Origin of the sequence: Burkholderia sp. BCC1972 (assembly GCF_905339605.1) — a bacterium.
Lineage (GTDB): Bacteria > Pseudomonadota > Gammaproteobacteria > Burkholderiales > Burkholderiaceae > Burkholderia.
In genome coordinates, this window is the sequence record NZ_CAJPGH010000004.1 from 1 (window position 1) to 13,957 (window position 13,957).

The 13,957-nt window shown below is 67.9% G+C and carries 12 protein-coding genes and 1 pseudogene; 3 read left to right on the top strand and 10 right to left on the bottom strand.

All coding sequences use genetic code 11. The features are described 5' to 3' along the window. Nucleotides 1-212: pseudogene (locus U5798_RS07580) on the top strand (hypothetical protein); the annotation flags it as partial. A 99-nt stretch (nucleotides 213-311) separates the two neighbouring features. On the opposite strand, the gene U5798_RS07585 reads toward U5798_RS07580, so the two are convergent. The 7 genes from U5798_RS07585 to phnS are packed head-to-tail and all read right to left on the bottom strand — an operon-like array spanning nucleotide 312 to nucleotide 7,600. Continuing rightward, the gene (locus tag U5798_RS07585; RefSeq protein WP_322081696.1) at nucleotides 312-863 is read right to left on the bottom strand and encodes a phosphonate degradation HD-domain oxygenase; all 552 of its coding nucleotides are present in this window, start codon (nucleotides 861-863) and stop codon (nucleotides 312-314) included. Between the two features lie 4 nt (nucleotides 864-867). Next, nucleotides 868-2,322 (bottom strand): phosphonoacetaldehyde dehydrogenase, encoded by a 1,455-nt coding sequence (gene phnY, locus U5798_RS07590; protein WP_322081697.1) that lies wholly within the window; start codon nucleotides 2,320-2,322, stop codon nucleotides 868-870. Beyond that, the gene (phnA, locus tag U5798_RS07595; RefSeq protein WP_322081698.1) at nucleotides 2,319-3,626 is read right to left on the bottom strand and encodes a phosphonoacetate hydrolase; all 1,308 of its coding nucleotides are present in this window, start codon (nucleotides 3,624-3,626) and stop codon (nucleotides 2,319-2,321) included. The genes phnY and phnA overlap by 4 nt, the downstream gene beginning before the upstream one ends. Beyond that, on the bottom strand, nucleotides 3,623-4,483 hold the full coding sequence (phnV, locus tag U5798_RS07600; RefSeq protein ID WP_322081699.1) for a 2-aminoethylphosphonate ABC transport system, membrane component PhnV: 861 nt from the start codon (nucleotides 4,481-4,483) through the stop codon (nucleotides 3,623-3,625). Before phnV ends, phnA begins: the two co-directional genes overlap by 4 nt. Continuing rightward, nucleotides 4,473-5,393, bottom strand: coding sequence for a 2-aminoethylphosphonate ABC transporter permease subunit (gene phnU / locus U5798_RS07605; RefSeq protein WP_124455602.1), 921 nt, complete (start codon nucleotides 5,391-5,393; stop codon nucleotides 4,473-4,475). The genes phnV and phnU overlap by 11 nt, the downstream gene beginning before the upstream one ends. Continuing rightward, the gene (phnT, locus tag U5798_RS07610; protein ID WP_185658240.1) at nucleotides 5,371-6,474 is read right to left on the bottom strand and encodes a 2-aminoethylphosphonate ABC transport system ATP-binding subunit PhnT; all 1,104 of its coding nucleotides are present in this window, start codon (nucleotides 6,472-6,474) and stop codon (nucleotides 5,371-5,373) included. Before phnT ends, phnU begins: the two co-directional genes overlap by 23 nt. Before the next feature lie 34 nt (nucleotides 6,475-6,508). Then, nucleotides 6,509-7,600: a 2-aminoethylphosphonate ABC transporter substrate-binding protein gene (gene phnS / locus U5798_RS07615; RefSeq protein ID WP_124455600.1), complete on the bottom strand. Its 1,092-nt coding sequence runs from the start codon at nucleotides 7,598-7,600 to the stop codon at nucleotides 6,509-6,511. A 258-nt stretch (nucleotides 7,601-7,858) separates the two neighbouring features. Here phnS and U5798_RS07620 point away from each other — a divergent pair, with 258 nt between their 5' ends. Next, on the top strand, nucleotides 7,859-8,968 hold the full coding sequence (locus tag U5798_RS07620; RefSeq protein WP_322081700.1) for a 2-aminoethylphosphonate--pyruvate transaminase: 1,110 nt from the start codon (nucleotides 7,859-7,861) through the stop codon (nucleotides 8,966-8,968). A 91-nt stretch (nucleotides 8,969-9,059) separates the two neighbouring features. Here the strand turns inward: U5798_RS07620 and U5798_RS07625 are convergent, their stop codons facing one another. The 3 genes from U5798_RS07625 to aroQ are packed head-to-tail and all read right to left on the bottom strand — an operon-like array spanning nucleotide 9,060 to nucleotide 11,764. Then, nucleotides 9,060-10,403: an MFS transporter gene (locus U5798_RS07625; RefSeq protein ID WP_322081701.1), complete on the bottom strand. Its 1,344-nt coding sequence runs from the start codon at nucleotides 10,401-10,403 to the stop codon at nucleotides 9,060-9,062. 39 nt (nucleotides 10,404-10,442) lie between these two features. Then, entirely contained in the window at nucleotides 10,443-11,312 is an 870-nt protein-coding gene (locus U5798_RS07630; RefSeq protein ID WP_322081702.1) for a shikimate dehydrogenase, read from the bottom strand. Continuing rightward, a complete protein-coding gene (aroQ, locus tag U5798_RS07635; RefSeq protein WP_124455596.1) occupies nucleotides 11,309-11,764 on the bottom strand; it encodes a type II 3-dehydroquinate dehydratase in 456 nt (151 codons plus the stop codon). The genes U5798_RS07630 and aroQ overlap by 4 nt, the downstream gene beginning before the upstream one ends. Before the next feature lie 254 nt (nucleotides 11,765-12,018). On the opposite strand from aroQ, the gene U5798_RS07640 reads away from it, so the two are divergent. Next, a complete protein-coding gene (locus U5798_RS07640) occupies nucleotides 12,019-13,911 on the top strand; it encodes a bifunctional sugar phosphate isomerase/epimerase/4-hydroxyphenylpyruvate dioxygenase family protein (RefSeq protein ID WP_124455595.1) in 1,893 nt (630 codons plus the stop codon). Nucleotides 13,912-13,957: the final 46 nt, after the last annotated feature.

The window sequence follows — 13,957 nt, forward strand, 5'->3', positions numbered from 1 at the left end:
AGAACCTGAAGTTTCTCAGCAGCGCTGCGTTTTCAGCAGCAGAGAAGCGAGATTATGAACCGTGTTTCGCAGCTCGTCAACAACTTTTTACATCACATCGTTGCGACTACGGGGCTCAACTTCCGTACCGCCGAGGCCGCTACCACCAAGCCTCAACAGCACTGCTTCCCTTCCTCCCGCGCCGCGTTTCCGTTAGCGCGAAAGAGGCGTGATTCTATGCACCTGACGGCAATCGCGCAAGGGGTTTCGCAAAAAATATAAGGCTCCGCACGCTGCCGCGTGCAGAGCCTTATATAGAGGCCGCCGAACCGTCAGGCCGTGCGCACCTGGCGCGCAACGATCCCCATATAGTGATCGAGATCCGGCGTCACTTTTCCCTCCTCCTTCGCCGTGTCGTCCCAGCGGCGCAGACGCAGCGCATCCTCCGCGAACGGACGCTGCAGGAACACCGCCGTCTCCTCTTCGCTGAAGATGCCGCCCTGCAGCGCGAGACTGCGCACCGAGTCCGGCGACAGGCGCTCGAAGTAGCCGGTGTCCGTGCGGCACAGGCAGCGCTTCGCATCGACGTGCAGCCGGATCGGTTCCAGCACCGCATCGGAAAACAGCGGCCGCAGGAACGGCAGCACGTAATACTGATGCAGATCGTCGATCCCGCGTGCGCTCGGCGTCTCCCCCTGGCGGTTCAGCAGATGGCCGAGGTCGTGCAGGAACGCCGCCGCGACCAGCGCCTCATTCGCGCCCGCCTCCTCCGCCAGCATGCCGCTCTGCAACGCATGCTCGAGTTGCGTGACCGGCTCTCCGCTATAGGCCACATGGCCATGCTCGCGGTACAGCCCGTGGATCGCTTCCACCGTCAATGCCATTCCCTTACTCCCACGGCAGCGAAAACGTCTTCAGGTTCGTGAAGCTCTTCATCGCCTCCTGAACGCCTTCCTTGTAACCGAGCCCCGAATCCTTGATTCCGCCGAACGGCGACAGCTCGATCCGGTAGCCGGGCACTTCCCATACATTCACCGTACCGACGTTCAGTTCGTTCACGAACCGCACGACCGCCGCCGTGCTGTCTGTACACAGCCCCGACGACAGCCCGAACGCCGTCCCGTTGCTGATCCGGATCGCGTCGTCGATCGTATCGAACGCGATCACCGGCGACACCGGCCCGAAGGTTTCCTCGCGCACGATCGTCATCGACGGATCGACGTTGTCGAGCACGGTCGGCGCATACAGCGCGCCGCGCCGCACGTTGCCGGTCAGCAGGCGCGCGCCCTGCGCGACCGCCTCGTCCACGCGCGCCTCGAACAGCCGCGCCGCCGCCTCGTCGATCACCGTGCCCATTTCGTTCGCGGGATCGAACGGATCGCCGTACTTCCACGCGCGCGTCTTCTCGACGAGCAATTCGGTGAATGCCGGTGCGATCGAGCGCTGTACCAGCATACGCTTGACGGCCGTGCAGCGCTGGCCGGAGTTCCGGTACGAGCCGAGCACCGCCAGCGATGCCGCGCGTTCGAGATCGGCATCGTCGAGGACGATCAGCGGATCGTTGCCGCCCAACTCCAGCACGATGCGCCGATAGCCGGCCCGCGCGGCAATCGCCTTGCCGATCGCGACGCCGCCCGTGAACGTGATCAGCGACGCATGCGGATGCGTGACGAGTTCGTCCGCGATCTCGGCCGGGTCGCCGGTCAGCACCTGCAGCATCGGCTCGGGCAGCCCGGCCTCATACAGCAGGTCGGCCAGATAGAACGCCGACAGCGGCACCTTCTCCGACGGCTTCACGATCACGCGGTTGTTCGTCGCGATCGCCGGCGCGATCTTGTGCGCCACCTGGTTCATCGGGTGATTGAACGGCGTGATCGCGACGATCACGCCGTCGAGCGGCTGCCGCTGCGAAAACACGCGCCGTGCCTTGCCATGAGGCGTCAGGTCGCACGAGAAACTTTGCGAATCGTCGCGCAATGCCTCGACCGCCGCGAGCTTCAGCACGTCGGCGACGCGGCCGATCTCGTAGCGGGAATCCTGCTTCGACAGCCCCGATTCGAGCGTGATCAGGTCGGACGCTTCCTCGGTGCGCTCGCGCAGCAGCGCGGCCGCACGTTCGAGGATCTGCGAACGCTCGTAGCGCGTGAGCTTCGGCCGGTAGGCCATCGCGTAATCGAACGCCGCGCGCACGTCGTCGACGCTCGCGAGCGACGCCGTGCCGACGCGCGTGCCCGTGTACGGGTCGGTGACGTCGAGCGTGCGTGCGCGCATCGCACGCGTGCCGCACCAGCGCAGCGCCTCTGCGCGAAACGCCGGATGGTCCTGTCGAGGATGCGCCATCATGTCGTGACCCGGTTCAGCACCAAATCGAACACGTCGAAGTTGCGCGGGCGACGCGCGGGATCGTCCCGCTCGATGCGCCGGTTGAACAGCAGCGGCACTTCCTGCTCCGACACGCCTCCGTGCGAACGCAGCGGCACCGTGAGGCCCGACAGGTCGTGCTCGCGCTCGCGTGTGCCGAGCGTCATGTCGCGGCGGCCGATCACGACGAGATCGCCGATCCGGTCGGCCGGCAGCTCGAAACGTGCGGCAGCCTCCGCGTTGTCGAGCACGAGTTCGACACCATCGAGGCTACCGACACGCCACATTGCCTCGGCCCGGTCGACGCACGGCGTCAGGTAGATCGTCGCGAACGAACCAAGCGCGCCGTGGTGCACGACGTACGGATCGGTGATCGGCAGGATCACGCGCGCAGCCTGTGCGCCGTACCAGCCGTCGCAGGCATCCTGCAGATAGATCACGTTCGGGCGGCCCGTCGCCGGGTCGTGCTTCGCGTTCATCCCGTGGTCGGCGGTGAGGCCGATCGCCCAGCCGAGCGCGTCGAGCTGCGCGAGGTAGCCGTCCATCATCGCGTAGAACGCGTTCGCGCCCGCACTGCCCGGCTCGCACTTGTGCTGCACGTAGTCGGTGGTCGACAGGTACATCAGGTCGACCTGCCGGGTCTGCGCGAGCCGTACGCCGGCCGCGAACACGAATTCGGACAGGGCCGCGCTGTAGACGTCCGGCGACGGCAGGCCGACCCAGTCGAGCACGTCGACGATCCCGTTTTCCGCGAGATTCGCCTGCGCGGCCTTCTCGGCGGAAAAGCAGATGCCGCGCATCTGCCAGCCGAGCAGCCGGCGCAGCTTGTCCTTCGCGGTCACGACGGCCACCCGCGCACCGGCTTCGGACGCTGCCGCGAGCAGCGTGCCGGCGCGCAGGTAGGCCGGGTCGTTCATCATCACTTCGGCACCGCGCCCGCCGTCGGCGGCCGGATCCCAGAAATAGTTGCCGCAGATCCCGTGGACCGACGGCGGCACGCCGCAGACGATCGACAGGTTGTTCGGGTTGGTGAAGGTCGGCACGACGCAATCGGCGCGCCAGGCCGTGCCTTCCGCGATCATCCGGGCGGTGAACGGCGCGACACCCGCTGCCACCGCCCGTTCGAGATAGTCGTACTCGCAGCCGTCGACGCAGACGACGACGGTCGGCTCGACCGGCAGCCGGTAGCGGCGGCCGTTGACGTCGACCGAGCGACCCGCAAGCGCCGTCGAGGTACCGGCCGCCGACGGGTCGCCGGGTTGGCGCAATGCGAACGCGGCGTTCATGAGACCGCCCGCTTGCCGCGCGGCACGCGCGCAGCGATCAGCAGCAGCGCCGCGAGCGACGCGCCGAGCATCAGCAGCGACAGCGCCGATGCCGGAAGGTAGTAACCGCGCTCGACCTGGCCGATCACGACGATCGGCACGGTCGCGAAGCCGGGCGGATAGACCGTCAGCGTCGCCCCGAGCTCGCCGAGCGACAGCGCGAAGCCGAGCGCGAGGCTCGCGCGCAGCGCCGGCACGAGTTGCGGCAGCAGCACGCGGCGCAGCACCATCGCGGGCGGGGCGCCCAGGCTCGCCGCGGCTTCGCGCAGCACGGTCAGCTCCGGGCGCAGCGCGGCGGCCGCGCAGCGATAGCAGAACGGCAAGATCAGCGCGAGCTGCACGAGCACGACGATCGCCGCCGAGCTCGACAGGTCGAGCGGCTTCTGGTGATACGCGATCAGCACCGCGAGCCCGAGGACGACGCTCGGCACGCCGTTCGGCACCATCACGAGCGCGTCGACCACCGCACCGAGGCCGCGCCGGTCGCGCCCTTCGAGCGCCAGCGCGAGCCACAGCCCGAGGATCGTGCCGATCGCCGACACGCCGAAGCCGATTTCGAGGCTCGTCAGCAGCGCGTCGTATTCCGGCGACCCGAGCCGTTCGAACCAGCGCAGGCTGTAGCCGGCCGGCAGAATCGTGCCCGACCACTGGGTCGACACGCTCGACAGCGCGACGACGACGACCGGCAGCACGAACAACCAGAAGCACGCGAATGCGGCCAGCGCGAGCGCGGCGCGCGACGCATGCTCGAGCAGCGTGTCGCTCCAGCCGATCCGGTGGCGCGGCACGGCTTGCCCGATACGATATTCAGCGGACATCGTTCCCTCCCGTCGCACGCCGGTTCACCCGGCGATAAACCGCATACAGCGCCAGCGACAACGCCAGCATCACGACCGCGCCGGCCGACGCGGTCGGCAGGTCGAGATCGACGGTCGCACTGCTGTAGATCGCGACCGGCAGCGTGACGAGGCGCGCGCTGCCGAGCACGAGCAGGATCCCGAACTCGTTCAGCGTCAGCAGGAAGCACAGCACGGTGCCGGCGGCGATGCCCGGCCACGCGATCGGCAGCACGACGCGACGCGCGAGCATCCAGCCGGGCGCGCCGAGGCTGCGCGCGGCTTCGATCAGACGCAGGTCGAGCGTCGCGAACGACGCGAGCGTCGGCCGCACGACGAACGGCGTATAGAACACGGTCTGCGCGAGAATCACGCCGCCGATGCCGAACAGGAAATCGAGCGGCGGGTTCTCGAGATGAAACAGGTGCTGCAGCGCGATGCTGATCGACCCCTGCGAGCCGTACAGGAAGATCAGTGTGAACGCGACGAGGAACGACGGGAACGCGACGTACAGTTCCAGGAAGCGCGTGACGAGCGATGCGCCCGGGAACGGCTTGAAGAACAGCAGCGCGGCCAGCAGCACGCCGAGCACCGACGCGGTGCCGGCGCTCGCGAACAGTACGCCGAGCGTCGTCAGCAGCACGCTGCGCGTGTCGGGGTTGCCGAAGAAGGTCCGGTACGCGGCGAAACTCAGCCCGTGATCGCCCGACACGCTCAGCAGCACGAGCCGCACCAGCGGATAGACGACGAGCGGGCCGAGCACGACGATCGCGAGCGCGGCCAGGTGCAGGTCGCCCATGCGCCTGCGGCGCCGCGCGGCGGCGGCATGCGCGGCGGCCGACGCGAGCACGTGCGGCGGCAGGCCGGCTTCAGGGCTCGATAAGGACGACATCGTCTGCCTCGCATTGCAGGGACACGCGCGCACCGCGCTCGGGGGCCGCGCCGCGGCCGCGTTGCATCGTGACGCGCACGGGCTCGTCGGGCGCCGCGTCGATCACGACCGCGATCGACAGGTCCGCGCCCTGCCATTCGACGGACGCGACCGTGCCGTGCAGGCCGCCGGCCGACGGCGGCATCACGGTCAGGCGCTCGGGGCGCACGCACGCGACCTTGCCGCGCACGTCGTGGCGCGGATCGCCGAGCGGGAAGATCACGTGCGGCGGCAGCAGGTTCGCCGGGCCGAGATAGCGTGCGACGTAGCCGTCCTGCGGCGCGTCGTACAGCTGCTGCGGCGTGCCGAGCTGCGCGATGCGGCCGTCGCGCATCAGCAGCGCACGGTCGGACAGCACGAGCGCGTCGTCGCGGTCGTGCGTCACGCAGACGACGGTCAGGTTCGGCAGGCGCTCGTGCAGCGCCTTCAATTCGCTGCGCACCGACGCGCGCAGGTTGGCGTCGAGGGCCGACAGCGGCTCGTCGAGCAGCAGCACGTCCGGCTCGATCACGAGCGCGCGCGCCAGCGCGACGCGCTGCTGCATCCCGCCCGACAGCTGCGCGGGCAGATGATGGCCCGCATCGCCGAGCTGCACGAGCTTCAGCGCGTCGGCGACGCGGCGCGTCACTTCCGACGACGCCATGCCGCGTGCGCGCAGCCCGAATGCGACGTTCTCGAACACCGACAGGTGCGGGAACAGCGCGTAATTCTGGAACAGCAGACCGAGATTGCGCTTGTGCGGCGGCGCATAGGTCAGGTCACGCCCGGCAACGGTCAGCGTGCCGGTCAGGCCGTCGGCCTTCACGAACCCGGCGATGAAGCGCAGCAGCGTGGTCTTGCCGCAGCCGCTCTTGCCGAGCACGGTCAGAAATTCACCGGCACCGATCGACAGCGACAGATCTTCCAGCACCGTGCGTGCGCCGTAGCGCACGCTCAGGTGTTCGATCTGCACGCCGCCCGGCGCGCCGGACCGCAGCGTCGCGTGCGGTTCGGCGGCGCCGAATGCGCCGGGATGGGTCAGGGTGGTGTCCACCGGGTTCATCCTCTTGCTCACTAATACAGGCGGCGTGCGCCGATCACTTCGGCTTGACGACGTCGAGCTGCTTGCCCGAGCTGCCGATCACATCCTTCTTCCAGCGCTCGATCCACACCGGCTTCTTCGCCATCACCTGGGTCCAGTCGACCGGGATCAGCTTCACGCCCGCGATCGCCTTCTTGACCGCCTCGCCGTTCTTGCCGGCGAGCGGCACGTCCGTGCGGCCCGGGATGCCGTACATGTCCGGCACCTTCGACTGGACGTCCGTCGACATCAGGTAGTCGATCAGCTTCTTGCCGGCGTCCTGGTTCGGGCCGCTCTTGATCAGGCCGATGCCATACGGGAGCTGGAACGTGGTCGGCTGGTCGCCGTCCTTCGCGGCCAGGAAGATCGGCTTGACGGACAGCGCGCCGTGTTCGGCGTCGTCGAGGTCCATCTGCAGGTCGCCGTTCGCGACGCTGATCTCGTTACGCGACAGCAGCACGTTCAGGTAGCCCGTGCCCTTCGTGTGGAACTTCACGCTCTGCGACAGCTTCGCGAGGTAGTCGAACGCCTTGTCCTCGCCCATCAGCGACGTCGTCAGGATCAGCACGGCCATCCCGTCGCCGGCCGTGGCCGGGTTCGAGTACGCGACCTTGCCCGCGTAGGTCGGCGACAGCAGGTCGGCGAACGTCTTCGGCTGGTTCTTCACGACGTCCGGGTTGATCGCGAACGAGAAGTAGTTGTTCACGAACGTCGCCCACGTGCCGTCCTCGGCCTTCGCGATGGCCGGCACGTTCTTGTAGTTCACGCTCTGGTACGCCTGCAACAGGCCCATCTGGCCGGCTTGCTGGATGAACGGCGGCAGCGTGACGATCACGTCGGCCTTCGGAGAATTCTTCTCGATGTTCGCGCGGTTCACGACCTCGCCGCTACCTGCCGTCACGATGTTGACCTTGACGCCTTCCTTCTTCTCGAAGGCCGGCAGCACATCGCGATAGAGGTTCTCGAGACCGTCCGCCGTGTACAGCACGACCGCGTTCGCCGCATGCGCCGGCATCGCGGCACCTTGCAGCAGACCGGCGGCGCAGGCGGCCAGCGCGAGCTTGCGGAACGCGCCGGCAGCGGCGCGCGAGGGTTTCTGCAGTGTCATCTCACTTCTCCGTAGGCGGAACACCAAACGGCCGGGGCACGATCCGGCTCTCCTGTTATCTCCGGGCAGGCCGAACGACGGCCCGCCGCGCTACCGCGCTGCGGTTGGCTTCGCGCGGCAACCGAAGGATCACAGCGTTCGATGACAAACCCGTGACGAATGCCACAATTTCCAAAAAATGACACATTTTGCCAATATCATGCAAGTCATTCAGAAATGCCGCCCGGCGTTTCGTTCGACCTCTGCTGGAGAAAAACCATGCCCGACCCGATTCTGCTTACGCCCGGCCCGCTCACCACGTCCGCCACAACGCGCCACGCAATGCAACATGACTGGGGGTCGTGGGACGCCGCTTTCAATCGACTGACGGCCAGCGTCTGCGCCGACCTCGTCGCGATCGCGAAAGGCGGCGACGAGTACGTGTGCGTGCCGATGCAGGGCAGCGGCACGTTCTCGGTCGAAGCCGCGCTCGGCACGCTGGTACCGCGCGACGGCGTCGTGCTCGTGCCCGACAACGGTGCGTATTGCGCGCGCATCCTGAAGATCCTCGGCCGGCTCGGCATCGACGCGATCGCGCTGCCGTTCGGCGAGGACGCGGCCGTCGACGCGGCGGCGGTCGAGGCCGCGTTCGCGCGCGAACCGCGCATCACGCACGTCGCGCTCGTGCATCTGGAGACGAGTGCCGGGATCCTGAATCCGCTCGACGCGATCGCAGCCGCGTGCCGGCGCCACGGCAAGCGGCTGATCGTCGACGCGATGAGTTCGTTCGGCGCATTGCCGATCACGCTCGCGGACAGCGGCATCGATGCACTGGTCTCGGCGAGCGGCAAATGCCTCGAAGGCGTGCCGGGGATGGGGTTCGCGATCGTGCGGCGCGATGCGCTCGACGCATGCGAAGGCAACTCGCCGTCGCTCGCGCTCGACCTCCACGACCAGTACGCGTACCTGCGCAAGACGGGCCAGTGGCGCTTCACGCCGCCGACGCACGTGATCGCCGCGCTGCGCGCCGCCCTCGACCAGTATCTCGCCGAAGGCGGCCAGCCGGCACGCGGCGCGCGCTACGTGGACAACTGCCGGACGCTGGTCGAATCGATGCGCGCGCTCGGCTTCGTGCCGTTCCTCGACGCAAGCGTGCAGGCGCCGGTGATCGTCACGTTCCATGCGCCCGACCATCCGGCCTATGCGTTCCGCCGCTTCTACGACGCAGTGCGCGACGCGGGCTTCATCCTGTATCCGGGCAAGCTCACGCAGCTCGACACGTTCCGCGTCGGCTGCATCGGCGCGATCGATTCGAACGATATCCTGCGTGCGGTCGCGGCGATCGCGCAGGCCGTCGAATCGCTCGGCATCGCCGTGCAGCGCGCATGAGCGCCGCGTGCCGGCCGGCGCGCGCAAACAAAAAAGCCCGGCGGCCGGTTGGCCGCCGGGCTAACGCACGGGCTGTGCGTGGAGCCGGTGCTTACAGTTCGATCCGCTTGATGTCGCCGACGACGAAGATGTACGACAGCGCGCCGACCAGCGCGATCACGCCGATGAACACGAGCGCGCCGACGAACGAGCCGGTCGACGCGACGATGAAGCCGACGACGAGCGGCGTGATGATGCCGGCAAGGTTCGCCGCGAAGTTGAAGATGCCGCCCGTCACGCCGAGCAGGCCGTCCGGTGCGATGTCCGACACGAGCGTCCAGCCGAGCGCGGCCATCCCCTGCGCGAAGAACGCGACCGACATGATCGCGATCACGGCCTCGTTGCTCTGCACGTAGTTCGCGAGAATGATCGTCGACGCGAGCAGCAGGCCCGCGATGATCGGCAGCTTGCGCGCGAGGTTCGCGGACTTGCCGCGGCGCAGCAGCCAGTCGGAGAAGATCCCGCCGAACATCACGCCGACCGACGCGGCGATGAACGGCATCACCGCGAAGAAGCCGATCTTCAGCCAGCCCATGTGGCGTTCGGTGGCGAGATAGGTCGGGAACCAGGTCAGGAAGAACACGAGCGTCGAGTTGCCGGCGAACTGGCCGAGGCAGATGCCCGCGAGCTGGCGCTTCTTCACCAGCTGGCCGACCATCGCCCAGCTGAACTTGGCCTGCACCGACTTGTCGCCCTTGTCGCCGCTCTTGCGCGCACCGTGAACGAGGCCGCCGCCCGCCTCGATATACGCGAGCTCCGCCGCGTTGGCGCCCGGATGGTTGCGCGGCTCGTGGTAGAACTTCCACCAGACGAGGCCGAACACAATGCCGACCGCGCCCACGACCCAGAACAGCGAGCGCCAGCCGAATGCGCCCATCAGCGCGAACAGCACGGGGCTGAAGAATGCGAGGCCGATGTATTCGCCGACGGTATAAGTACCCGTCGCCATCGCGCGCTCGTTCTGCGGGAACCACGTCGCGACGACGCGGCTGTTGGTCGGGAAGCATGGCGCTTCAGTCACGCCGAGGCCGAGCCGGCAAGCGAGCAACGTCGCGACGCCCGGCACGAAGCCTTGCAGGAACGTGCACAGCGACCACAGCGTCATCGACCAGTAATAGGTGACCTTGCTGCCGAAGCGGTCGAGGAACAGGCCGCCGGGAACCTGCATCGCCACGTACGTCCACGAAAACGCGGAGAACATGATGCCCATCACGGCTGCGTTGATGCCGAGCTCCTTGGTGAGCTGCGGCGCAGCCACGCCCAGCACGGTGCGGTCGAGATAGTTGATCATCGTGCCGATTGCGAGCAGCGCGAGGATCTTGTAGCGCGCCGACGTGCGCCGGACCGTACCGGCCGCCTGCGCCGGCGCGGCGCTCGTGTGGGTAGTGTGCTGCATGATTGTCTCCTGGTCTCTCTTTCTGTGTCTGCAAGGGGGTCAGCGCGCGACGAGCGACTGAAAGTGATCGAACATCCGCTCGGGGTCGGGCGTGCGTCCGGTGAAGAGCTCGAACGCGTCGACGGCCTGATACACGGCCATCCCGCCGCCCGGCAGCGTGGCGCAGCCGGCCGCACGCGCGGCATGGATCAGTTCGGTTTCGAGCGGGAAGTAGACGATGTCGGCCACCCACATGCCCGCATGGAGCAGCTCGGCCGGCAGCGGCAGGCCCGGATGCTTGGCCATGCCGGTCGGCGTGGCGTGGATCAGGCCGGTCGCGGCGTGCATCGCGGCGGCGAGCGCGCCGCCGGACGGCGCGCCGCCCGGCACGACCCGCGCGGCGGGGAAGCGTTGCTGCAGTTCGGTCGCGAGCGCGGCGGCGCGCGTGCCGTCGACATCGAAGATTGTCAGCGCGGCCGCGCCCATCTGCAGCGCCGCGTGCGCGACGGCCGCACCGGCGCCACCCGCGCCGAGCTGGACGACGCTGTCGAGCCGCGCGTCGGGCAGCCCGCGGCGGAACGACTTCGCGAAGCCCGACCAGTCGGTGTTGTGGCCGATCCGCTTGCCGTCCTTGAACAGCACGGTGTTCACCGCGCCGAGCGCGCGCGCGTCGTCCGACAGTTCATCGAGGTGCTCGATCACGCGCTGCTTGCACGGATGCGTGATGTTCAGCCCGTTGAAGCCCATCCGCTGCGCGGCATCGAGCAGTTGCGGCAGCGCGTCGGCGCTCACGCCGAGCACATCGAGATCGATGCGCCGGTACACGTAGCCGAAGCCCTGGCGGAAACCTTCTTCCTCGTGCATCGCGGGCGACAGCGAGCCGCCGATGCCCTGGCCGATCAGGCCGATCAGAAACGACGGACGGCTCATCGCGCGGCCTCCTGCGCGAACAACGTCGCCAGGCGCTGCAGCGCGAACACGTAGCCCTCGGTGCCGCAGCCGCAGATCACGCCTTCGGCGACCGCCGACACATACGAGTGGTGGCGGAACGCCTCGCGGCGATGCACGTTCGAGATATGAACTTCGATCACCGGCTTCGCGATCGCGGACAGCGCGTCGGCCAGCGCGACCGACGTATGCGTATAGGCGGCCGGGTTGATGACGATGCCGTGCGTGTCGAGACGCGCAGCATGCAGCCAGTCGATCAGCTCGTGCTCTGCGTTCGACTGGCGGAACTCGATCTCCAGCCCGAGCGCTTCTGCCGCCGTACGGCAGCGCTGCTCGACGTCGGCGAGCGTTTCGGCGCCGTAGATATGGGGCTGGCGCGTGCCCAGCAGATTCAGGTTCGGGCCGTTCAGCACCAGTACCTTGTGCTTGCTCATGGTGATTCTGCTCCTGAAACAGGGGCGGACCAGGACCGGCCGCCCCGAAAACATGGGGAATTAGCGCTAGTGTGCGCCCGCGAAGGGACGCTGTCTTTTCGGGTTTTCGCTTATTTGTACCATCTAGTTAGTTTGTACAATATGCACCACTAGCCTAGTAAATTCGGGATATGGCGTCCGCTCACGACTCAACGACTGGTCCATTCAGGGCCAGTTCGTACGGCACCATGCCCCGCTCATCCGCAGGAATCGCCATGCAGCGCTCGATCGCCACTGTGTCACTGTCCGGCACGCTCGCCGAGAAACTCGCCGCCATCCAGGCCGCGGGCTTCGACGGCGTCGAAATCTTCGAAAACGATCTCGTCTACTTCGACGGATCGCCGGCCGACGTCCGGCGCATGGCCGCCGATCTCGGCCTCGACATCGTGCTGTTCCAGCCGTTTCGCGACTTCGAGGGCGTCAGCCCGGCACAGCTCGCGCGCAACCTCGACCGGATCAAGCGCAAGTTCGACGTGATGCATGCGCTCGGCACCGACCGCATCCTCGTCTGCAGCAGCGTGTCGGCCGATACGATCGCGGACGACGGGCTGCTCGTCGACCAGCTCGGCGTGCTCGCCGAAGCGGCGCGGCAGGCCGGCGTGGTCGCCGCGTACGAAGCGCTCGCGTGGGGCCGCGTCGTGAAGCGGTACGGCCACGCATGGAAACTCGTGAATGCGGTGAACAGCCCGCACCTCGGCCTCGCGCTCGACAGCTTCCACACGCTGTCGCTCGACGATTCGCCGGATGCGATCGCCGACATCCCCGGCGACCGGATCGCGTTCGTGCAGATCGCCGACGCGCCGAAGCTCGCGATGGACGTGCTCGAATGGAGCCGCCACTTCCGCTCGTTCCCGGGCCAGGGCGACTTCGACCTCGCGCGCTTCACCGCGCGGGTGATCGAGTCGGGCTATACGGGGCCGCTGTCGCTCGAGATCTTCAACGACGGCTTCCGCGCGGCGCCGACCGCGATCACGGCTGCCGACGGCCATCGGTCGCTGCTCTATCTGGAAGAACTGACGCGCACGCGGCTCGCGCAGGACGGCCGCGCGCCGGCCGCCGGCCAGCCGCTGTTCGCGCCGCCGGCGCCGCCCGCGCACGTCGGCTTCCAGTTCATCGAATTCGCGGTCGACGCGCAGGCGGCGGCAACCGTCGGCGAATGGCTCGGCCGGATGCGCTTCCGGCTCGCCGGCCGGCATCGGTCGAAGGACGTGACGCTGTTCCAGCACGGCGCCGCATCGATCGTGCTGAATGCGGAGCGCGACTCGTTCGCCGATGCATTCTTCCAGCAGCACGGGCTGTCGCTGTGCGCGTCGGCGTTCCGCGTCGACGATGCGAAAGTGGCATTCGAACGCGCGGCCGGCTTCGGCTACGCGCCGTTCTCGGGCCGTGTCGGACCGAACGAACGCGTGCTGCCGAGCGTGCAGGCGCCGGACGGCAGCCTCGAGTATTTCGTCGACGAAGCGCCCAACGCGCCGACGCTGTACGAATCGGACTTCGTGCTGACCGACATCGACGGCCCGAGCGAAGTCGGCCCGCTGACGGGCATCGACCATGTGTGCCTCGCGCTGCCGGGCGACGCGCTCGACACGTGGATCCTGTTCTTCAAGACGGCATTCGGCTTCGAGGCCGAGCGCAGCTGGCTCGTGCCCGATCCGTACGGGCTGATGCGCAGCCGCGCGGTGCGCAGCGCCGACGGCTCGGTGCGGATCGCGCTGAACGCATCGGTCGATCGCCATACGGCCGTCGCCGAATCGCTCGACCGGTACCACGGCACGGGGCTGAACCACGTCGCATTCCGCACGGACGACATCGTGAAGACGGTCGCCGCGTTCGCCGCCGACGGCGTGCCGTTCCTGCGCATTCCGCCCAATTACTACGACGATCTCGCTGCGCGCTATGCGCTGCCGGACGAATTGATCGACACGCTGAGCACGCACCACCTGCTGTACGACCGCGACGAGCACGGCGGCGAGTTCCTGCACGCGTATACAGAACTGGTCGACAACCGTTTCTCGCTCGAAATCGTCGAGCGGCGCGGCGGATACGACGGCTACGGCGCGACGAACGCGGCCGTGCGGCTCGCCGCGCAGGCGCAGCGCAGGAAATAAGGGAAGGAAGCAAATCGGGCATCGCGGGCCGGACCGTGGACGGGGT